Source organism: Pseudomonas grimontii (genome assembly GCF_007858185.1).
Lineage (GTDB): Bacteria > Pseudomonadota > Gammaproteobacteria > Pseudomonadales > Pseudomonadaceae > Aquipseudomonas > Aquipseudomonas grimontii.
Map to the genome: position 1 here is coordinate 147,018 of NZ_VFES01000015.1, position 20,068 is coordinate 167,085.

The 20,068-nt window shown below is 62.2% G+C and carries 16 protein-coding genes; 13 read left to right on the forward strand and 3 right to left on the reverse strand.

All coding sequences use genetic code 11. The features are described from left to right. Window positions 1–395: 395 nt before the first annotated feature. Window positions 396–911 carry an Hcp family type VI secretion system effector gene (locus FIV39_RS22535; RefSeq protein ID WP_090403381.1) on the forward strand — a complete coding sequence of 172 codons (516 nt, stop codon included), beginning with the start codon at window positions 396–398 and terminating at the stop codon, window positions 909–911. 52 nt (window positions 912–963) lie between these two features. On the opposite strand, the gene FIV39_RS22540 is transcribed toward FIV39_RS22535, so the two are convergent. Next, window positions 964–1,785: an aldo/keto reductase gene (locus FIV39_RS22540; protein ID WP_090403379.1), complete on the reverse strand. Its 822-nt coding sequence runs from the start codon at window positions 1,783–1,785 to the stop codon at window positions 964–966. 106 nt (window positions 1,786–1,891) lie between these two features. Between FIV39_RS22540 and FIV39_RS22545 the strand changes: the two genes are divergently transcribed. The 12 genes from FIV39_RS22545 (at window position 1,892) to FIV39_RS22605 (ending at window position 17,791) form a co-directional block, all read left to right on the forward strand. Beyond that, window positions 1,892–2,386 carry a DUF1543 domain-containing protein gene (locus FIV39_RS22545; protein ID WP_090403377.1) on the forward strand — a complete coding sequence of 165 codons (495 nt, stop codon included), beginning with the start codon at window positions 1,892–1,894 and terminating at the stop codon, window positions 2,384–2,386. 640 nt (window positions 2,387–3,026) lie between these two features. Next, a complete protein-coding gene (locus FIV39_RS22555) occupies window positions 3,027–3,308 on the forward strand; it encodes a peptidylprolyl isomerase (protein ID WP_044274278.1) in 282 nt (93 codons plus the stop codon). Between the two features lie 130 nt (window positions 3,309–3,438). After that, a complete protein-coding gene (locus tag FIV39_RS22560; RefSeq protein ID WP_090403373.1) occupies window positions 3,439–5,298 on the forward strand; it encodes an extracellular solute-binding protein in 1,860 nt (619 codons plus the stop codon). Next, entirely contained in the window at window positions 5,298–6,359 is a 1,062-nt protein-coding gene (locus tag FIV39_RS22565) for a microcin C ABC transporter permease YejB (protein ID WP_027608619.1), read from the forward strand. The genes FIV39_RS22560 and FIV39_RS22565 overlap by 1 nt, the downstream gene beginning before the upstream one ends. Next, on the forward strand, window positions 6,359–7,381 hold the full coding sequence (locus FIV39_RS22570) for an ABC transporter permease (RefSeq protein WP_167361109.1): 1,023 nt from the start codon (window positions 6,359–6,361) through the stop codon (window positions 7,379–7,381). Before FIV39_RS22565 ends, FIV39_RS22570 begins: the two co-directional genes overlap by 1 nt. A gap of 10 nt (window positions 7,382–7,391) precedes the next feature. Further along, entirely contained in the window at window positions 7,392–8,966 is a 1,575-nt protein-coding gene (locus FIV39_RS22575; RefSeq protein WP_090403371.1) for an ABC transporter ATP-binding protein, read from the forward strand. Continuing rightward, window positions 8,963–10,354, forward strand: coding sequence for a sigma-54 interaction domain-containing protein (locus tag FIV39_RS22580; protein ID WP_090403369.1), 1,392 nt, complete (start codon window positions 8,963–8,965; stop codon window positions 10,352–10,354). The genes FIV39_RS22575 and FIV39_RS22580 overlap by 4 nt, the downstream gene beginning before the upstream one ends. Window positions 10,355–10,646: 292 nt before the next feature. Beyond that, window positions 10,647–12,038: a GntP family permease gene (locus FIV39_RS22585; protein ID WP_090403368.1), complete on the forward strand. Its 1,392-nt coding sequence runs from the start codon at window positions 10,647–10,649 to the stop codon at window positions 12,036–12,038. A 7-nt stretch (window positions 12,039–12,045) separates the two neighbouring features. Continuing rightward, window positions 12,046–12,819 carry a 3-hydroxybutyrate dehydrogenase gene (locus FIV39_RS22590; protein WP_090403366.1) on the forward strand — a complete coding sequence of 258 codons (774 nt, stop codon included), beginning with the start codon at window positions 12,046–12,048 and terminating at the stop codon, window positions 12,817–12,819. A 64-nt stretch (window positions 12,820–12,883) separates the two neighbouring features. Then, window positions 12,884–14,836: an acetoacetate--CoA ligase gene (locus FIV39_RS22595; protein WP_090403364.1), complete on the forward strand. Its 1,953-nt coding sequence runs from the start codon at window positions 12,884–12,886 to the stop codon at window positions 14,834–14,836. 140 nt (window positions 14,837–14,976) lie between these two features. Then, window positions 14,977–17,484, forward strand: a complete 2,508-nt coding sequence (locus FIV39_RS22600; RefSeq protein WP_090403362.1) for a hybrid sensor histidine kinase/response regulator — start codon at window positions 14,977–14,979, stop codon at window positions 17,482–17,484. Between the two features lie 31 nt (window positions 17,485–17,515). Further along, window positions 17,516–17,791: a peptidylprolyl isomerase gene (locus FIV39_RS22605; protein ID WP_003174397.1), complete on the forward strand. Its 276-nt coding sequence runs from the start codon at window positions 17,516–17,518 to the stop codon at window positions 17,789–17,791. A 139-nt stretch (window positions 17,792–17,930) separates the two neighbouring features. Here FIV39_RS22605 and FIV39_RS22610 read toward each other — a convergent pair whose 3' ends face one another. After that, complete coding sequence (locus FIV39_RS22610) at window positions 17,931–18,842, reverse strand: sugar kinase (RefSeq protein ID WP_090403360.1); 912 nt, start codon at window positions 18,840–18,842, stop codon at window positions 17,931–17,933. Window positions 18,843–18,851: 9 nt separating this feature from the next. Next, window positions 18,852–20,060, reverse strand: coding sequence for an amino acid deaminase (locus FIV39_RS22615; RefSeq protein ID WP_090403358.1), 1,209 nt, complete (start codon window positions 20,058–20,060; stop codon window positions 18,852–18,854). Between the last annotated feature and the right edge of the window lie 8 nt (window positions 20,061–20,068).

Below are 20,068 nucleotides of genomic sequence, written 5' to 3' on the forward strand. Positions count from 1 at the left end.
TTGAATTGCCGCGAAGTTCGCAAACCTTAGCCACGCCAATAACATTCAGCAAGCAATAGCCCTACACTTAAGACATTTCCTACGACTGCCGTAAACCAAGGCATGTGCAGACTTTTGCGCAGCTGCGGAGTTATATTCCACCGAATTTCAGCGAACAACCAACTACTGAGCGGTGTATTACGAGCGAGCAACTAGATGCGCACTTATGCGCAAACATTTCCCGCAAAACAACCATCAAAGCCACAACACCCGCTTAAATCCAACGCCTATATCCACATCACGCCAAGCCTGTATTGGTTCCCGCACTTTTCGGCACGCTTCTTGTAATAGCCATATTTCCAACCGGCACAATTACCGATTGGAACTACCTCATCAATCAGGCAAGGAAAACCGTCATGCCAACACCCGCATATCTTTCCATCACCGGCGTCAAACAGGGTTTGATTACGGCAGGCACATTTACCCAGGACTCGGTAGGCAACATTTATCAGGAAGGCCATGAAGACCAGATTCTGGTCCAGGCCTTTGCTCACCAGGTGATCATTCCCCGCGACCCGCAGTCCGGTCAGCCGACGGGCCAGAGGGTCCACAAGCCCTTGATGATCAGCAAGGTCTTCGATAAGTCGTCACCATTGCTGTTCAGTGCGTTGACCAGCGGTGAAGAGGTCACGTGCCGACTGGAGTGGTTCCGTACGTCATCGGCCGGCACCCAGGAGCACTATTTCACGATCGAACTGGAAGGGGCGACGCTCGTGGACATCCAGTCCCGCATGCCCAATTGCCAGGACCCGGACAATGCTCACTTCACCCACCTGGAGGACGTGTACTTCACCTATCGCAAGATCGTTTGGACCCACGAAGTATCCGGCACATCCGGATCGGATGACTGGCGCAGCCCGGTAGCCGGTTAAGTCGGATCTGCGCAGGGACGGTGCCAGGGATGGCACCTTCCCTGCCAGCCAACTACACCATCGCCAGGGGATGCTTGCGCTTGGGTGCGCCGAACACCCGATCGATGGCATCGAGGTCGTGCTCATCCAGCACCACCTTGGCGGCGGCCGCATTGAGCCGTACATGCTCCGGGGTGACCGCCTTGGGGATGGCGATCACACCGTCCTGGCGCAACACCCAGGCCAGGGCAACCTGGGCGGGCGTGACCTCGTGGCGGCGGGCAATCTGCTTGAGGGTCTGGCTGGACAGCAACTCGCCACCCTGGGCAATCGGGCAGTACGCCATCAGCGGCAAATGGTGCTGTTGCCACCAGGGCAACAGGTCGAATTCGATCCCGCGCTCTTCAATGTTGTACAGCACCTGATTGGTCGCGCAGGCCGCAGATGCGAGTTCCTGCAGGTCGGCCACGTCAAAATTGGACACGCCCCAGCGGCCGATCTTGCCGGCCTCACGCAGGCGCTCGAAGGCTTCGACGGTTTCTTCAAGCGGGTACTGGCCACGCCAATGCAGCAGATACAGATCGATGTAGTCCGTGCCCAGGCGCTGGAGGCTGGCTTCACAGGCACGGGGTACGCCCTTGTGGCTGGCGTTGTGCGGGTAGACCTTGCTCACCAGGAACACCTGTTCACGCCTGCCGCGAATGGCTTCGCCGACGACCGTTTCGGCGCCACCCTCGCCATACATCTCGGCGGTATCGATCAGGGTCATGCCCTCATCGATCCCCAATTGCAATGCCGCGACTTCGGCGCGGTGCTGGTCTGGGTCTTCGCCCATGCGCCAGGTGCCCTGGCCGATGACAGGGACGGGAACGCCAGCCAGATCAATGGTGCGCATGACAACCTCCTGATGAATTCGCGGATTAACAGTGTGGCATTGGCCGGACAAAAGGGTTCAATCGAAGTATGGTTGCCCTTTGCCAAGTCGCCAGGAAGGACCTGCAATGCTGTTTGTCGTGATGCTCGGGGGCAAGCACCCACGGGCAAAAATTGAAGTTCACGATGTGGTGTTCGCCGTGGCGGACACATTGGAAGCCACCTACCCGCAATTGCGCGAGGGCTGGTTTGGCAGCCCCAAGGGTGTGCATATTGATTCGTGGATGGCGGTGGATGGCGTCGACGGCTGGAAGGTCGAGCTCAGCCAACTGGCCCCCGCTGCCGACGCCCACCACCTGTACTTCATCAACCTTGGCGGCTATGAAACCAACAGCTTTGGCGAGGCCCACCACTACCTGCTGGTGGTCGCCCGCAACAAACAGGAGGCGACCAGCAAGGGCAAGCAACAGATGCTGCGCCACTGGTCCCAGGCCCACACCGACGGCGTACTGGACATCGACGACTGCCTGCCCATCGACCTGGTGGACGGCCGCTACCTGCACCTGGTGCAAGGTGACCATCGGCCGATCGTTCAGCAGAACGACTACATCGTCTTGAATTGATGGGGACTTATTCGACCTGCATAAGATGATTCCGGCAATGTCACGTAACACTGCTGTTGCTGTTGCTGTTGCTCTGGCTCTGGCTCTGGCTCTGGCTCTGGCTCTGGCTCTGGCTTTTGATCTTGATCCTAGGCGCCCCGTCAAACACGCTGGCCGAACGCAGGCTTGAATCCGTGGGTAACCCGGCAGGACGCCGGGTTAGCCGTCCTGGGCCAAGGATGGCCCATGACGGCGGCCCACGGATTCAAGCCTGCGTTCGGGCACACCGAGCCTAGGCGAGGTGCCGAGTGTTGGGGCAAGAGCCCTTTTGGTTACTTTTGGCGCTCTCCCTTTTCCAAAAGTGACCCGCCGTAAGGGCGGAACCCTAAGTGGCCGTTACCGCAGCAATGGATATGTACTCGGTCTGATCTAACATCCTGGTCGGCTATCAGGCCGCCATCGGGAGCAAGTCGAATCGTCGCACCGCCCCTCCCACATTTGATCTCTATGCATCAGGCAGATATCAGTCTGCCCTGAATCTCGCTCCATCACGCCAATATCCAAGCTCAACGCCCCCAACCTGAACCCCAGCGGAACTTTGCCAGGAAATAACCGCCTGAATCCGGTACGCTCACCGTTTTTACTCAAGGAGTTAATCCCCATGGCCAAAGCCACCGCCCGTCACATCCTCGTTGCCACTGAAGACAAGTGCAACGAACTCAAGGCCCAAATCGAAGGCGGCGCCGATTTCGCAGAAATCGCCAAAGCCAACTCCAGCTGCCCATCCAGCCGCCAGGGCGGTGACTTGGGTTCGTTCGGTCCCGGTCAGATGGTTAAAGAATTCGACACCGTCGTCTTCAGCGCCCCGGTCAACACCGTGCAAGGCCCGGTAAAAACCCAGTTCGGCTACCACCTGCTGGAAGTCACCAGCCGCCAGGACTGATCCAGTCCGCGCTGCTGCTTGAAACAACGGCCCGCCTCTTGGTGGGCCGTTGTGCATGTGACGACTGGCGACGCTGATGCCGTTAGCGTACAAATCCTTATTCCTCTTCACCCGGCGTTCAAGGCTGACAATGCGATTGGCTTTTTCCAGACTGCTCAGTACCTCCCTGGCCTTGCTGCTGGCCAGCAGCGCCGTGATCGCGGCGCCCCAACCGTCCATGACCGTCTACGGCGAGCCGGCCAAGTACCCCGCCGGCTTCAACCATTTCGACTACGCCAACCCCAACGCCCCCAAGGGTGGCAGCCTGCGGCGCTCGGCGCTGGAGATCGGGCGTTTCGACCATGTGCTGCCGTATATCGACAAAGGCATCGGCGTCTCCCAGGTCGACGGCTGGCTGTATGCGCCCCTGGCCCTGCGCTCCCTGGACGAGCCCTATACGGTGTATGGCCTGGTTGCCGAGAAGATGGAGCGCGCGGACGACGGCCTGTCCCTGCGTTTCTTCCTCAACCCCAAGGCGCGTTTTGCCGACGGCAAGCCGATCACCGCCGAGGATGTGCGCTACAGCTACAACCTGCTGATGACCCAAGGCAGCCTGCGCTTTCGTACGCTGTTCGCCGACGTCAAGCACGTCGAAGTCGAGGGCCCGCGCCAGGTACGTTTTGATTTTTCCAGCAACGAAAACCGCACCCTGCCCCTGGATGTCGCCACCCTGCCGGTGTTCCCCGAGCACTGGTGGAAAACCCGCGACTTCGCCAACGGCGGCGGCTACGAGGCCCCACTGGGCAGCGGCCCGTACAAGGTCAGCAAGATCGATTCGGGCAGCACCATCACCTTTACCCGCGACCCCGACTGGTGGGGCAAGGACTTGCCCGTCAGCCGCGGCCTGTACAACTTCGATCACCTGAGCCTGGAGTACTTCGGCGACACCGAGGTGGCCCGCCAGGTACTGCGTGGTGGCGCCTACGACTTCAACCGTGAGTTTTCCGCTACCGGCTATTCCATCGGCTACAACGGCCCGGCCCTGGACGATGGCCGCCTGCAACGCGCGCACTTGGCCAAGGACATGCCGCAACCGGCCCAGGGTTATGTGTTCAACGTGCAAAAACCAATGTTCAAGGACCGTCGCGTGCGCCAGGCCCTGGCGATGCTGTGGGACTTCGAATGGGCCAACCGGCAGATGATGCGCAACCTGTACATCCGCCAGCAAAGCTACTTTTCCAATAGCCCATTGGCCGCCACCCAACTGCCCACCCCGCAAGAACTGGCGATTCTCGAACCCTTGCGCGGGCAGATTCCCGACGAGGTGTTCACCCAGGTGTTCAAGGCGCCGGTCACCGACGGCAGCGGCATGATCCGCGACAAGCAACTGCAAGCCCTGGCCCTGCTGGAAGACGCCGGCTGGAAGCCGGACGGCGACAAACTGGTCAACGCCGAGGGCGAGCCGCTGGAGTTCACCTTCCTCAATGCCCAGAACGGGCTGGAGCGCCTGTTGTTGCCGTACAAACGCAACCTGGCGCAGATCGGCATCACCCTGAATATCCGCCGCATCGACTCTTCGCAATACGTCAACCGCTTGATGGCCCGCGACTACGACATGATCGTGACGGGCTTCCCGGTCACCACCTCGCCCGGCATGGAGCTGTACAACTACTTCGGCTCCGCCGCCGCGTTCGATCCGGGCGCCAACAACTACATGGTACTCAAGGACCCGGCCGTCGACAGCCTGATCAAGGGCCTGGTCAAGGCCGACACCCAGGCGCAGATGCTGACCTATGCCCATGCCCTGGACCGGGTGCTGCAATGGAATTACCTGTGGATCCCCAATTACTACCCGCCCGGCACATCCGCCGCCTGGTGGAACCGCTTCGGCCGTCCGGCCATCGAGGCCAGGAATGACGAAGCCCTGGAAACCTGGTGGGAAATCAGCCCTACCCCGCTGACGAATGAACAAATGAATGCCGAACTGAAAAAACGCGCAGGAGCTCGCTGATGTTTGCCTATATCGTGCGACGCCTGCTGCTGATCATCCCGACGCTGGTGATCATCCTGCTGGTGAATTTCGTGATCGTCCAGGCCGCACCCGGAGGGCCGGTGGAGCAAGCCATCGCCCACTTGCAGGGTATCGGTGGCGGCGCGGTCGGCGGCTCATCCGGCGACGGTGTCAGCAGCGGCTCCCGCGCCAGCCGTGGCCTGGACCCGAAACTGATCAAGGACATCGAAAAACAATACGGCTTCGACAAGCCCGCACCGGAACGCCTGTGGCTGATGCTCAAGAGCTACGCCCAGCTGGATTTCGGCAACAGCTTCTTTCGTGGCGCCACGGTGATCGACCTGATCCTGGAAAAGATGCCGGTCACCATTTCCCTCGGCCTCTGGGCCACGCTGATCACCTACCTGGTGTCGATCCCCCTGGGCATTCGCAAGGCGGTGCGCCATGGCAGCAGTTTTGATGTATGGAGCAGCACCGCCATCGTGATTGGCTACGCGATGCCGGCGTTCCTGTTCGCAATGTTCCTGATCGTGGTGTTCGCCGGTGGCACCTCATTGAACTGGTTCCCGGTGCGCGGGCTGGTCTCGGAAAACTTCGCCGAGCTGAGCACCGTGGGCAAGATCGCCGACTACTTCTGGCACCTGGTGCTGCCGGTCAGCGCACTGGTGATCGGCGGGTTCGCCACCCTGACCATCCTGACCAAAAACTCGTTCCTCAATGAAATCACGCGCCAGTACGTCGTGACCGCCCGCGCCAAGGGTTTGAGCGAACGACGGGTGCTGTACGGCCATGTGTTTCGCAACGCCATGCTGCTGGTGATCTCGGGGATTCCCCAGGCGTTCATCAGCGTGTTCTTTGCCGGTTCGCTGTTGATCGAGGTGATATTTTCCCTCGATGGCCTCGGCCGCATGAGCTACGAAGCCGCCGTGTCCCGGGATTACCCGGTGGTGTTTGGCTCGCTGTTTATCTTTACCTTGTTTGGCCTGTTGATAAAACTGATCGGCGACCTTTGCTACACCCTGGTGGACCCGCGTATCGACTTCGCCGCGAGGAACGCCTGATGCTTAACCTGTCTCCCGTGGCCCGTCGGCGTTTCGAACGCTTCAAGAAAAACCGTCGCGGCTGGTGGTCGCTGTGGCTGTTTATCGGCCTGTTTATCCTGACCCTGGGCGGCGAGTTGATCGCCAACGACAAACCCCTGGTGCTCAGCTACAAGAACGAGCTGTATTTCCCGGCGTTCAAGCGCTACACCGAGCAGCAGTTCGGCGGGCAACTGCCGTTCCAGGCCGATTACCGCAGTGACTACGTGCAAAAGCTGATCAAGCAGGACGGCGGCTGGATGCTGTTCCCGCCGATCCCGTTCAGCGACGACACGCCCAACTACGAATTGACCCGCCCGGCCCCCAGCCCGCCCTCGACGGTGAACTGGCTGGGCACCGATGACCAGTCGCGGGACGTGCTGGCGCGGGTGATCTTCGGCGCGCGGGTGTCGATCCTGTTTGCCCTGGCACTCACCGCGATCAGCGCCGCCATCGGCATCGCCGCCGGGGCCTTGCAAGGCTATTACGGTGGCTGGGTGGATCTGCTCGGCCAACGCATCCTCGAGGTGTGGTCCGGGCTGCCGGTGCTGTACCTGCTGATTATCCTGTCGGGGTTTGTCGAGCCGAACTTCTGGTGGCTGCTGGGCATCATGGCGCTGTTTTCCTGGCTGGCCCTGGTGGATGTGGTGCGCGCCGAGTTCCTGCGCGGGCGCAACCTGGAGTACGTCAAGGCCGCACGGGCGCTGGGCCTGGGTGACGGCAAGATCATTCGTCGGCATATCCTGCCCAATGCGATGACCGCCACCTTGAGCTACCTGCCGTTCATTCTGACCGGTGCGATTTCCACCCTGAGCGCCCTGGATTTCCTCGGTTTCGGCATGCCGGCCGGCAGTGCGTCACTGGGCGAGTTGATTGCCCAGGGCAAGCAGAACCTGCAAGCGCCGTGGCTGGGCTTGACGGCGTTTTTCACCTTGGCGCTGATCCTGTCACTGCTGGTCTTTATCGGCGAGGCATTACGTGATGCCTTCGACCCACGTTCATGAGTGACTGCATATGAACCTGATCGAAATCCGCGACCTCTGCGTCGCTTTCAGCGGCCAGACCGTGGTGCGCAACCTGAGCCTGGACGTACGCCCCGGCGAGTGCCTGGCGTTGGTGGGCGAGTCCGGCTCCGGCAAATCGGTGACGGCTCATTCGATTTTGCAACTGCTGCCCGAGGCCGGCACCGACACCCGCGGCTCCGTGAAGTATCACGGCCAGGAACTGATCGGCGCCTCGGCGTCGACCTTGCAGAAACTGCGCGGCAACCGCATTGCGATGATCTTCCAGGAGCCGATGACCTCGCTTAACCCGCTGCACAGCATCGAAAAACAGATCGGCGAAACCTTGCTGCTGCATAAGGGCCTGGGCGGCAAGGCGGCGCAGGCACGCATCCTCGAATTACTGCAGCTGGTGGGTATCCAGAAACCCCAGGAACGCCTCAAGGCCTATCCACACCAACTCTCGGGGGGCCAGCGCCAACGGGTGATGATCGCCATGGCCCTGGCCTGTGAGCCGCAATTGCTGATCGCCGACGAACCGACCACCGCCCTCGACGTGACCGTGCAGCGCAAGATCCTGCTGCTGCTCAAATCCCTGCAACAACGCCTGGGCATGTCGCTGCTGTTGATCAGCCATGACCTAAACCTGGTGCGCAGCATTGCCCAACGCGTGTGCGTGATGCATGCCGGCGAGATTGTCGAGCAGGCAGACTGCGAGACCTTGTTCACGGCGCCACAACATCCCTATAGCCGCCTGTTGCTGGACGCCGAACCGTCCGGCGATGTGCTGTGCAGCGAGCCACGGGAGACCGTGCTGGAAGTGAACGACCTGAGCGTGCAATTCCCCCTTGGCGGCGGCCTGTTCCAGCGCAAGACCTACCTGCGCGCAGTGGATGGCATCAGCCTCAGCGTGCAGCGCGGCAAGACCCTGGGGATCGTCGGCGAGTCCGGTTCGGGCAAGTCCACCCTCGGCCAGGCGATCCTGCGTCTGCTGGATTCCACCGGCAGCATCCGCTTCCAGGGCGAGGCCCTCGACCCGCTCAACCACAAACAGATGCGCCCGTGGCGCAAGCAGATGCAAGTGGTGTTCCAGGATCCCTACGGCAGCCTCAGCCCGCGCATGTCGGTGCAGCAGATCATCAGCGAAGGCCTGGAGGTGCATGCGCCGTGCAGCGTGGCCGACCGCGACGCGCAAGTAATCCAGGTGCTCAAGGACGTGGGCCTCGACCCCGCCAGCCGCCATCGCTTCCCCCATGAATTCTCCGGCGGCCAGCGCCAACGCATCGCCATCGCCCGTGCGCTGGTGCTCAAGCCGGCGCTGATGCTGCTGGACGAACCCACCTCCGCCCTTGACCGCACGGTACAGAAGCAGGTCGTGGCGTTGCTGCGCGAGTTGCAGGAAAAGTACGGCCTGACCTACCTGTTTATCAGCCATGACCTCGCCGTGGTGCGCGCCATGGCCCATGACATGATTGTGATCAAGGACGGCAAGGTAGTGGAACACGGGCCGAGCCATGACGTGTTCGAAGCGCCGCAGCACCCGTATACCAAAGAACTGCTGGCGGCGGCCGGCGGGCTGTCGTCATGAGTACCAGCCTCAAGGACTACCAACAGGTTCGTGGCCTGGCGATCCAGTCGCTGTTCGAGATCATCGAGCAGTCCAGCGAAGGCACGGTGATTGTCGACCGCGACGCCAATATCGTCTGGATGAACGAGCGCTATGCCAAGCGCTTCGGCCTCAACAGCGCCGATGAAGCCATCGGCCAGCCGTGCGAGCGGGTGATTTCCAACAGCCTGTTGCGCCAGGTGGTGCGCACCGACCGGCCGATTCTGCTGGACATCCAGGACACCCCCAAAGGCCCGCTGGTGGTGATGCGCCTGCCGATCCACAACGATGCCGGGGCGGTGATCGGGGCGATTGGTTTTGCCTTGTTCGATGAGCTGCGCAACCTGTCGCCGCTGATCGAACGCTACCTGAGCATGCAGCAGGAACTGGCCTCCACCCGCTCGTTGCTGCGCTCACGCCAGAGCAAGTACAACTTCGCGCACTTTATTGGCACCAGCGCCGCCAGCCTCGAAGTCAAACGCCGTGCGCGGCGCAGCGCGAGCGCCGAGTCGCCAGTGCTGCTGCTGGGCGAAACCGGCACCGGCAAGGAACTGTTGGCCCAAGCGATTCACGGTGCTTCGCCGCGTGCGCACAAAGCCTTTGTCAGCATCAACAGTGCCGCGATTCCCCATGACCTGCTGGAAGCCGAATTCTTCGGCACCGCGCCGGGGGCCTTTACCGGTGCCGATCGCAAGGGCCGTCCGGGTAAATTCCAGATTGCCCAGGGTGGCACGCTGTTCCTCGATGAAATCGGCGATATGCCGCTGCCGCTGCAAAGCAAGCTGCTGCGGGTGTTGCAGGAAAAGGAATTCGAACCGGTGGGTTCCAACGAGATGCTGCACAGCGACGTGCGGGTGATCGCGGCGACGTCCATGGACCTGGAAGCGGCGATCAAACGCGGCGAGTTCCGTGCGGACTTGTATTACCGCCTGAATGTGTTGCCGATCCAAGTGCCACCGCTGCGTGAGCGGCTGGAGGATATTCCGGCACTGAGCGAAGCGATCCTCGAGGAGCTGCGCAGCCAACATGAACTGGACCGCGAGGCACTGGCGTTGCTGGCGCAACATGCGTGGCCAGGGAATATCCGCGAGCTGCGCAACGTGCTGGAGCGGGCGGCGTTACTGAGCGATGACCTTGTGTTGAACGCCAGCGAAATTCGTGCGGCGATTGGCACGCTCAGCCCGGTGGAACGCGGTGCGGTGGACACGGTTGAGGGGGAGACGTTTGCAGCGGCGCGGGCGCGGTTTGATCGGCAGGTGATTGCGGCGGCCCTCGAGGCGTGTGGTGGGAATGTGGTGGAGGCGGCCAGGCGCCTGGGGCTGGGGCGGTCGACGCTGTACAAGAAGATGGTGGCGCTGGGGATCGCCTAATCTCCAAGCAGAGACAAAATTCTCCATACAAAGACACTCCCTGTGGGAGGGGGCTTGCTCCCGATAGCATCAGATCAGTCAACACATCTGCAGGCTGATGCACCGCTATCGGGGGCAAGCCCCCTCCCACATTTGATCCGTGCTTGTCTCCATATTGAGACAATACTCAAAATCCATCAAAAGAAATCATAAAATATTCATATATTTCAACAGCTTGAAAACATGGCACACATCTCGCTAGAGCCTTCCCAAAGCTTCACCCACAAAAATAACAATCCGATGGAGACACACCATGAGTGTGATCATTGCCCTGGCCGCGCTTGCGCTGCTGATGCTGGCTGCCTACCGTGGCTATAGCGTTATCCTGTTTGCCCCCATCGCCGCCCTCGGCGCCGTGCTGCTCACCGACCCATCCGCCGTCGCCCCTGCCTTTACCGGGGTGTTCATGGAGAAAATGGTCGGCTTCATCAAACTGTATTTCCCGGTGTTCCTGCTCGGTGCGGTGTTCGGCAAGCTGATCGAGCTGTCGGGCTTCTCGCGTTCTATCGTGGCCGCAGCGATCCGCCTGCTCGGCACCCGCCAGGCGATGCTGGTGATCGTGCTGGTCTGCGCCCTGCTCACCTACGGCGGCGTGTCGCTGTTTGTGGTGGTGTTCGCGGTGTACCCGTTCGCGGCGGAGATGTTCCGCCAGAGCAATATCCCCAAGCGCCTGATCCCGGCGACCATCGCCCTCGGTGCGTTTTCGTTCACCATGGACGCCCTGCCCGGCACGCCGCAGATCCAGAACATCATCCCCAGCACCTTCTTCAACACCACTGCCTGGGCGGCGCCGTGGTTGGGCCTGATCGGCACGATCTTCGTGTTCTGCGCCGGCATGCTCTACCTGGCGCGCCAGCGCAACAAGGCCCAGCGCGCGGGTGAAGGCTATGGCACCGAGTTGCGCAACGAGCCTGAGACCGCCGAGAACATTGCCCTGCCCAACCCCTGGATCGCGCTGTCGCCGCTGCTCCTGGTGGGCGTGATGAACCTGCTGTTCACCCACTGGATCCCGCAGTGGTACGGCAAGACCCACAGCCTCAGCCTGCCGGGCATGAGCGCGCCGGTCACCACTGAAATCGCCAAGCTCACCGCGATCTGGGCAGTGCAGGCGGCGTTGCTGGTGGGCATCATCATGGTGCTGGTGTTTGGCTGGGCGGCGATCAAAAGCAAGCTCGCCGAGGGCAGCAAAAGCGCAGTCAGCGGCGCGTTGCTGGCGGCGATGAACACCGCTTCCGAATATGGCTTTGGTGCAGTCATCGCCTCGCTGCCGGGTTTTCTGGTACTGGCGGACTGGCTCAAGGGCATCCCCAACCCGCTGGTCAACGAAGCGATCACCGTGACCCTGCTGGCCGGTATCACCGGCTCTGCGTCCGGTGGCATGAGCATCGCCCTGGCGGCCATGTCCGAGAGCTTTATTGCGGCGGCCCATGCGGCCAATATCCCCCTTGAAGTGCTGCACCGGGTCGCCGCCATGGCCAGCGGCGGCATGGACACCCTGCCCCACAACGGCGCGGTGATCACGCTGCTGGCGGTGACTGGCCTGACCCACCGCGAAGCCTACAAGGACATTTTCGGCATCACGATTATCAAGACCCTCGCGGTGTTCGTGGTGATCGGTACTTTCTACGCCACCGGCATTGTGTGAGGTTTTCATGACGACTTTGAACGGCAAGACCGCCCTGGTTACCGGCTCTACCAGCGGCATTGGCCTGGGCATCGCCCTGAGCCTGGCCAAGGCGGGCGCCAACCTGATCCTCAACGGCTTCGGCGACGCCAGCGCGGTGGCCGCCCAGGTGCAGGCGTTCGGCGGCAAGGTCGGCCACCACCCGGCGGACGTCAGCGACCCGGCGCAGATAGCGGACATGTTCGCCTACGCCGAGCGTGAGTTCGGCGGTGTCGACATTCTGGTCAACAACGCCGGCATCCAGCATGTGGCGGCGGTGGAGGACTTTCCGGTAGAACGTTGGGACGCGATCATCGCCATCAACCTATCGTCGGTGTTCCACAGTACGCGCTTGAGCCTGCCAGGCATGAAGGCCAAGGGTTGGGGGCGTATCGTCAACATCGCCTCGGTGCACGGCCAGGTCGGCTCGGTGGGCAAGGCCGCGTATGTGGCGGCCAAGCACGGCGTGATCGGCTTGACCAAGGTGGTGGGCCTGGAGACCGCCACCAGTAACGTCACCTGCAATGCGATCTGCCCCGGCTGGGTGTTGACGCCGCTGGTGCAGAAGCAGATTGATGATCGCGTGGCCAATGGCGTCGATCCGCAGCAGGCGCAGCAGGATCTGCTGGCAGAGAAACAGCCGTCGCTGGAGTTTGTGACGCCGTCGCAGTTGGGTGAGCTGGTGCTGTTCTTGTGCAGCGAGGCCGGTGCCCAGGTGCGGGGTGCGGCGTGGAACATTGATGGCGGCTGGCTGGCCCAATAAACCAAACACAGAAAATCAATGTGTTGATTGTTAGATTCATACAAAAGAATAAGAGACCTTGCTGATGTCCGAGATTCTCTGGCAACCCTCCCCGGAACGCATCCACAACACACGGATGGACCAGTTCCGGCGCTTTATCAATGATCGCCACGGCGTGCAGCTCAGCGACTACCCGGCCCTGCATCAGTGGAGCATCGACCAGCGTCCGGACTTCTGGCAGGCGATCGTCACGTTCTTTGATGTGCAGTTTCGCAGCCCGCCCAGCGCGGTGTTGATTGAAGACGCCGAGATGCCCAGCGCCCAGTGGTTTCCGGGCGCGACCCTGAATTTTGCCGAACACCTGCTGCGTCGACGCGACGATCACCCGGCCGTGGTCGCGATCAGCGAAGACGGCCAGCGCGAACAACTCACCTATGCCGAGCTGGCCGCCCATGTCGCCGGCCTGCAAGACAGCCTGCGGGCGGCCGGGGTCGGCAGCGGCGACCGGGTGGCCGCCTGCATGCCCAACACCTGGCAAACCCTGGTCGGCATGCTCGCCACCACCAGCCTGGGCGCGATCTGGTCGTGCTCTTCACCAGACTTCGGCACACAAGGCGTCATCGACCGTTTCGGCCAGATCGAGCCCAAGGTGCTGATCACCTGCGCCGGGTACCGCTACGCCGGCAAAACCATCGACCAAAGCGCCAAGCTCAATGAAATCCTAGAACGCCTGCCGTCCCTGGAGCAATTGATCATCGTCCCGTATGCATGGCCCCAGGCCTGCGTCGAGGACTATCAGACCCCGGCCCGCGTTGCGCTGTGGAATGACTTCTACCAACCCGGCGGCGAGCCTGCGTTCATTGCGGTGCCGTTCGATCACCCGCTGTACATCCTCTATTCCAGCGGCACCACCGGCGTGCCCAAATGCATCATCCATGGCACCGGCGGCGTGCTGCTCACCCACCTCAAGGAACACGGCCTGCACGCGGACATAGCCCGCGAGGACTGCCTGTTCTACTACACCACCTGCGGCTGGATGATGTGGAACTGGCTGGTCTCGGTGCTGGCGATCGGGGCCACGGCGGTGCTGTATGACGGCTCGCCGTTTCATCCCGGCCCGGAACGCTTGATCGACCTGATCGACGCGGAAAAGATCAGCGTGTTCGGCACCAGCCCCAAGTTCCTCGCCACCCTGGAAAAGGCCGGGCTGCAACCGCGCCTGAGCCACGACCTGAGCAGCCTCAAAGGCCTGATTTCGACCGGCTCGCCCCTGTCGCCCCAGAGTTACGACTACGTGTACCGCGAGATCAAGGCCGAGCTGTGCCTGTCATCGATGTCTGGCGGCACCGACATCGTCTCCTGCTTTGTGATCGGCAACCCGGTGCTGCCGGTGCGGCGCGGTGAAATGCAATGCAAGAGCCTGGCGATGGCTATCGAGGTGTGGGACGACCGGGGCCAACCGTTGCTCGGGGAAAAAGGTGAACTGGTGTGCACCCGCCACTTCCCGGCGATGCCCATCGGTTTGTGGCACGACCCCGGCCAGAAGAAGCTGCGCGCCTCGTATTTCAGCCAGTTTCCCGGCGTGTGGGCCCAGGGCGACTACGCCGAGCTACGCCCCAACGGCAGCCTGCTGATTCATGGCCGCTCCGACGCAGTGCTCAACCCGGGCGGCGTGCGCATCGGCACTGCAGAGATTTATCGCCAGGTGGAAAAAGTCCCGCAGGTGCTGGAGAGCCTGGCCATCGGCCAGCGCTGGCAGGACGATGTGCGCGTGGTGCTGTTTGTGCGTCTCGATGACGGGATCGAACTGGACGAAGCCCTGGAGCACCAGATCCGCCAGGTCATACGCGCCAACACCACGCCGCGCCATGTGCCGGCGAAGATCCTCGCCGTCAGCGATATTCCCCGCACCATCAGCGGCAAGATCGTCGAACTGGCGGTGCGCAACGTGGTGCACGGCGAGCCGGTGAAAAATACCGACGCGCTGGCCAATCCGGAGGCCCTGGCGCAGTTTCGCGACCGCCCTGAGCTGGCGTGAAGATGAAAGGTTTCAGCCTTAAAGCACTCATTTGAAGACAACCCCCCAATGCATGCTATTTTTCGAGGGTAGTCACCCATAGGTTTCCCACGGGATAATGGGTGTTGTCATTTTTCAAAGCGTTACGCTCAGGGCTTTTTATGAAGGGAACAACCACCGGTAGCGAAGCCGCTGCATTGATTGCGCGGCTGGACTGGGCACACAGCCCCCTCGGTGAGGCCAATGATTGGCCGCAAAGCCTGCGCACAGCCGTGGACATCGTCATCCACTCACCGATGCCGATGCTCCTGCTGTGGGGCAACCAACTCACCCAACTCTACAACGACGGCTTCGCCCTGCTGGCGGGCAACAAGCACCCCGAGGCCATGGGCCAGCCGGCGCACCAGACCTGGCCGGAACTCGAAAGCTTCACCGCGCCGATCTACGACGCCGTACTGACCGGCCAGGTGCGTACGTTCAGCGAGCAGCGTTTCGTCCTGCAACGCAACAATCGCGACACTGAAATCTGGCTGGACCTGACCTACAGCCCGATCCGCGATGAAAGTGGCAGCGTGGCCGGCATCCTGGTCACGGCCATCGAAACCAACGAGCGCCGCAAGGCCCAACACAACACCGAACAACGCCTGCAACTGGCCCTGGCCGCCACCGACGCGGTGGGCACCTGGGATTGGGATATTGGCGAAGACCGCTTTATCGCCGACGCGCACTTCGCCTACCTCCACGGCGTCGACCCGAGCGAGTCCGACCAGTTGCCAATCAGCGATTACCTGCTGGGCGTGCATCCCGAAGACCGGGGCACAGTGACGCGCAGCATCAAGCACTGCATCACCCACGGCACCGAATACGCCGAGGAATACCGCCTGCAACAAGCCGACGGCCAGGTGCGCTGGGTGTTCGCGCGCGGACGTTGCTACAAGGATCACCAGGGCCGCCCGGCGCGCTTCCTCGGCGCGGCACTCGACCTCACCGAGCGCAAGCACACCGAGCAGGCCCTGCGCCAGAGCCAGACAGAGCTGCAGTTGATCATCAACGCCATGCCGGTACTGATCGGCTACGTCGACCATGAGCAGCGCTTTCGCCTGAACAACAGCGCCTACCTTGACTGGTACGGCATGACGCCCCAGGAGCTGTACGGCAAGACCATCCGCGAGGTGCTCGGCGACGAGGTGTATGCCGGGCGCGAAGACAAGATCGCCGCCGCGCTCAAGGGCAAGTCCTGCAGCTTCATGACCATTACCCCCCATCGCGATGGCCGGCCGCGCCACGCGCTGATGAAATACCTGCCACGCTTCAGCAACGACGGTTCGGTCAACGGTTTCTACATCTTTGTGATCGATGAAACCGAACGCAAACTCACCGAAGAAGCCCTGCGCCACCTCAACGAGAACCTCGAAGAACGCGTGGCCCAGCGCACCCAGGCGCTGGCCGAAGCCAACGAACGCCTGCAAAACGAGATGTTCGAGCGTGAGCGCGCCGAAGACGCCCTACGCCATGCGCAGAAGATGGAAGCGGTGGGCCAGCTCACCGGCGGTATCGCCCACGACTTCAACAATATGCTCACCGGCATCATCGGCAGCCTGGACCTGATGCAGCGCTACATCGCCGCCGGGCGCAGCGAGGAGATCGGCCGGTTTACCGATGCCGCCGTGTCCTCGGCCCATCGCGCGGCCGCCCTCACCCACCGGCTGCTGGCGTTCTCGCGGCGCCAGTCGCTGGACCTTCGCCCGTTGGATCCCAACCAGTTGGTGGCGTCCCTGGAGGAGCTGTTCCAACGCACCAAGGGCGCGCATATCACCCTCAAGGTACAACTGGGCCACGATATCTGGCCGGTCAACACCGACGCCAGCCAACTGGAAAACGCCCTGCTCAACCTGGTGATCAACGCACGCGACGCCATGCCCGACGGCGGCGAACTGCTGATCGAAACCGCCAACAGTTACCTGGACGGTACCGACATCACCACCCTCGAACCGGTCAGGGCCGGCGACTACGTGATGCTCGGCGTGTGTGACAACGGCAGCGGCATGGCACCGAAGATTCTCGCCAAGGCGTTCGACCCCTTCTTCACCACCAAACCCATCGGCCAGGGCACGGGCCTGGGGCTGTCGATGATCTATGGGTTTGCCCAGCAGTCCGGTGGCCACGTGACCATCCAGAGCGAACCGGGCCAGGGCACCTGCGTGCGCCTGTACCTGCCGCGCCTGCACGGCACCTCCCTGGAGAGCAACCTGCCCACGCATCTGGGCGAAGCGCCGGTAGCCCTTGCCGGTGAGGCGGTGGTGGTGGTCGAGGACGACCCGGCGGTGCGCATGCTGGTGGTCAACGTACTCGACGAGTTGGGCTACACCGCGCACCAGGCCGCGGATGCGCGGGCGGCGCTGCCGTTGCTGGAGTCGGATTTGCGCGTGGACCTGCTGGTGACCGACGTCGGCCTGCCCGGCATGAACGGCCGCCAGTTGGCGGAGATCGCCCGCCAGCATCGGCCGGGCCTCAAAGTGCTGTTCATGACCGGCTACGCGGAAAAAGCCGCCGAGCGCCAGGGCTTCCTGGAGGACGGCATGGACATGGTCGCCAAGCCATTTTCCATCGACGTGCTGGCGACCAAAATCCGCAGCATGATCAGCGTCGACGGTTCAGTTCAGGCATAATCGCGCGCCGTCGCACACCTGGTAGAGATCAATGAAAGCCCAAGCCCGCCATATCCTGGTGAAAACCAGCGAAGAAGCCGAACAACTCAAGCAGCGCATTGCCAAGGGCGAAGCCTTTGATGTGCTGGCCAAGAAGTACTCCACTTGCCCGTCCGGCAAGCGCGGCGGCGATTTGGGTGAAGTGCGGCCTGGGCAGATGGTCGGGGCGATTGATGCAGTGATCTTCAAGAAGCCGGTGAAGGTGGTTCACGGGCCGATCAAGAGCAAGTTTGGCTATCACCTGGTGCAGGTGTTTTATCGCGATTGAGGCGTTGACTTAAGACTGCTATCGGGAGCAAGCCCCCTCCCACACTTGACCGCATTTCATCTGGACGAATGCGGTCAACTGTGGGAGGGGCGGTGCGACGATTCGACTTGCTCCCGATCCGCCGCAGGCGGCCATTCACCTACTCCCTGGGGATCAGCGCACCCGGCACCTGGATGACACGGCTCGCCAATCGATGCCCGGCCAACGCCGCCTCCTGCGGCGAACCACCCTTGAGCCGACTGGCCAGGTACGCCGCACTGAACGAATCCCCCGCCGCGGTAGTGTCCACCACCCTCTCCACCTTCAGTGCCGGCACGGCAAAGCGCTCACCATCACAACGGATCAAACACGCATCCGCACCGCGCTTGAGCACCACTTCCGCAATCGCCGGATAGGCCGCAAATACCTGTTCACTGTTGGCATAGCCAAAGAGCGCACGCTCGTCGTCCTCGGTCAGCAAGGCGATATCCACCTCGGCCAGTACTGTACGATAAGCCTCACGGGCAACGTCCACCGTGGCCCACAGCCGTGGCCGGTAGTTGTTGTCGAACACCACTTTGCCGCCACGCCGGCGTGTTTCGATCAGGGCCTTAAGCAAACGCGCGCGCCCACTTTCACCGAGTACCGCCAGGGTAATGCCGCTGAAATACACCACGTCGTACCCCGGCAATGCCGCCAGGATCGGTTCGGCTGCCGGCGTGGTAAAGCAGTCGCGCACGGCCGCTTCGTTGCGCCAGTAGAGAAATTTGCGCTCGCCGTTGGCATCGGTCTGTATGCAGTACAAACCGGGCAGACGCCCAGGCAGGCGCTGGACCCTCTCCAGCCCAAGACCCTCTTCTTGCCATTGCTGGCACATGGCATCGCTGAAGCTGTCATCGCCCAGGGCGGTGACGTAGTCGACGGTGCCGACATCGCCCAACTCACGGCGCAGGTACACCGCCGCGTTCAAGGTGTCGCCGCCGAAGCTTTGTTGCAGGCTGCCGTCGGCGCGGTGTTGCAGTTCGATCATGCATTCGCCGATCAGGGCGATGCGTGGAGAGGCGGTGGTCATTGTTTACACTCAGAAACGGGTTTCCAGGGACTCGATCACCTGCAACTGCTCATCCACCAGGCAGCCCACCTGCCATTTGTCGAAGGTCAGGCAAGGGTGCGAGGTGCCAAAGGAAATGATGTCGCCAATGCGCAGCTCGACACCTGCCGCGACGGTCATGAAGGCGTGTTGGTCCATCACCGCGGTGACGGTGCAGGCGCTCACATCATCGCCTTCCGCCGGCAGGATCCCGGCCCGGTAGCGTTTGAGCGGCACCGGCAAACCGGCGTCGTAGGCCACGTCGCGCTTGCCCAGGGCGATCACCGCAAAGCCAGGCTCAGGCAACGACTGCACATGGGCCCAGACTTCGAGGGCCGGGCGCAGGCCTTCATGAAGGTCGCTGCGGCGCTCGAGCACACAGCATTGCGCCGCTTTGTAGATGCCATGGTCGTGCGCCACGTAGCTGCCGGGGCGCAGCACGCTGAGGAAACGGCCGGCGGCGTTTTGCGTCTCGAAGGACTCGGCGATCAGGTCGTACCAGGCCGAACCTGACGCAGTGATAATGGGCTTGGGCAGGTCGAAGGAACCATTGTTTTGCAGGTCGACAGCCAGGCGCACCAAACTGGCGGCGAAGTCGCGGATGCCGCTGATGGCGTGCTCGCCGTGGATCACGCCTTCATAACCTTCGATACCGGTGAGGGCCAGGGCCGGTTGGGCCTTGATCGCCTTGGCCAGGTCGCGCACTTCCTGCTCGCTGCGGCAACCGCAACGGCCGCCGACCACGCCGTACTCGATCATCACGTTCAGGCGCAGGCCACGGGCGGCGAAGAACAGGCCCAGGTCGGCGACGTTGTCCGGGTGGTCAACCATGCAGTGGAAGTCAAAATCCTTGTCGGCCAGCAGGTCGGCGATCAACGCCATGTTCGGCGCGCCCACCAACTGGTTGGCCATCAGCACGCGGCGCACGCCACCGGCATAGGCGGCGCGGGTCTGCACCGCGCTGGCCAGGGTGATGCCCCAGGCGCCTTGGGCGATCTGGCGCTGGAACAGCGCGGGCATCATGCTGGTTTTGCCATGGGGCGCGAGTTCGGCGCCGCTGTTGCTGACAAAGTCCTGCATCCAGCGAATGTTGTGTTCCAGGGCGTCGCGGTGCAGCACCAGGGCGGGCAGGCTGACGTCGCGGACCAAGTGGGCACCGACGGCGGCGGCGCCCTTTTCAACGGCGTTGATGAAAGACATGGAAAACT

What these genes read in the sequence shown, in the direction of transcription:
- FIV39_RS22535 (WP_090403381.1), top strand. Translation starts at nt 396, where the DNA reads ATGCCAACACCCGCATATCTTTCCATCACCGGCGTCAAACAGGGTTTG.
- FIV39_RS22540 (WP_090403379.1), bottom strand. Translation starts at nt 1,785, where the DNA reads ATGCGCACCATTGATCTGGCTGGCGTTCCCGTCCCTGTCATCGGCCAG.
- FIV39_RS22545 (WP_090403377.1), top strand. Translation starts at nt 1,892, where the DNA reads ATGCTGTTTGTCGTGATGCTCGGGGGCAAGCACCCACGGGCAAAAATT.
- FIV39_RS22555 (WP_044274278.1), top strand. Translation starts at nt 3,027, where the DNA reads ATGGCCAAAGCCACCGCCCGTCACATCCTCGTTGCCACTGAAGACAAG.
- FIV39_RS22560 (WP_090403373.1), top strand. Translation starts at nt 3,439, where the DNA reads ATGCGATTGGCTTTTTCCAGACTGCTCAGTACCTCCCTGGCCTTGCTG.
- FIV39_RS22565 (WP_027608619.1), top strand. Translation starts at nt 5,298, where the DNA reads ATGTTTGCCTATATCGTGCGACGCCTGCTGCTGATCATCCCGACGCTG.
- FIV39_RS22570 (WP_167361109.1), top strand. Translation starts at nt 6,359, where the DNA reads ATGCTTAACCTGTCTCCCGTGGCCCGTCGGCGTTTCGAACGCTTCAAG.
- FIV39_RS22575 (WP_090403371.1), top strand. Translation starts at nt 7,392, where the DNA reads ATGAACCTGATCGAAATCCGCGACCTCTGCGTCGCTTTCAGCGGCCAG.
- FIV39_RS22580 (WP_090403369.1), top strand. Translation starts at nt 8,963, where the DNA reads ATGAGTACCAGCCTCAAGGACTACCAACAGGTTCGTGGCCTGGCGATC.
- FIV39_RS22585 (WP_090403368.1), top strand. Translation starts at nt 10,647, where the DNA reads ATGAGTGTGATCATTGCCCTGGCCGCGCTTGCGCTGCTGATGCTGGCT.
- FIV39_RS22590 (WP_090403366.1), top strand. Translation starts at nt 12,046, where the DNA reads ATGACGACTTTGAACGGCAAGACCGCCCTGGTTACCGGCTCTACCAGC.
- FIV39_RS22595 (WP_090403364.1), top strand. Translation starts at nt 12,884, where the DNA reads ATGTCCGAGATTCTCTGGCAACCCTCCCCGGAACGCATCCACAACACA.
- FIV39_RS22600 (WP_090403362.1), top strand. Translation starts at nt 14,977, where the DNA reads ATGAAGGGAACAACCACCGGTAGCGAAGCCGCTGCATTGATTGCGCGG.
- FIV39_RS22605 (WP_003174397.1), top strand. Translation starts at nt 17,516, where the DNA reads ATGAAAGCCCAAGCCCGCCATATCCTGGTGAAAACCAGCGAAGAAGCC.
- FIV39_RS22610 (WP_090403360.1), bottom strand. Translation starts at nt 18,842, where the DNA reads ATGACCACCGCCTCTCCACGCATCGCCCTGATCGGCGAATGCATGATC.
- FIV39_RS22615 (WP_090403358.1), bottom strand. Translation starts at nt 20,060, where the DNA reads ATGTCTTTCATCAACGCCGTTGAAAAGGGCGCCGCCGCCGTCGGTGCC.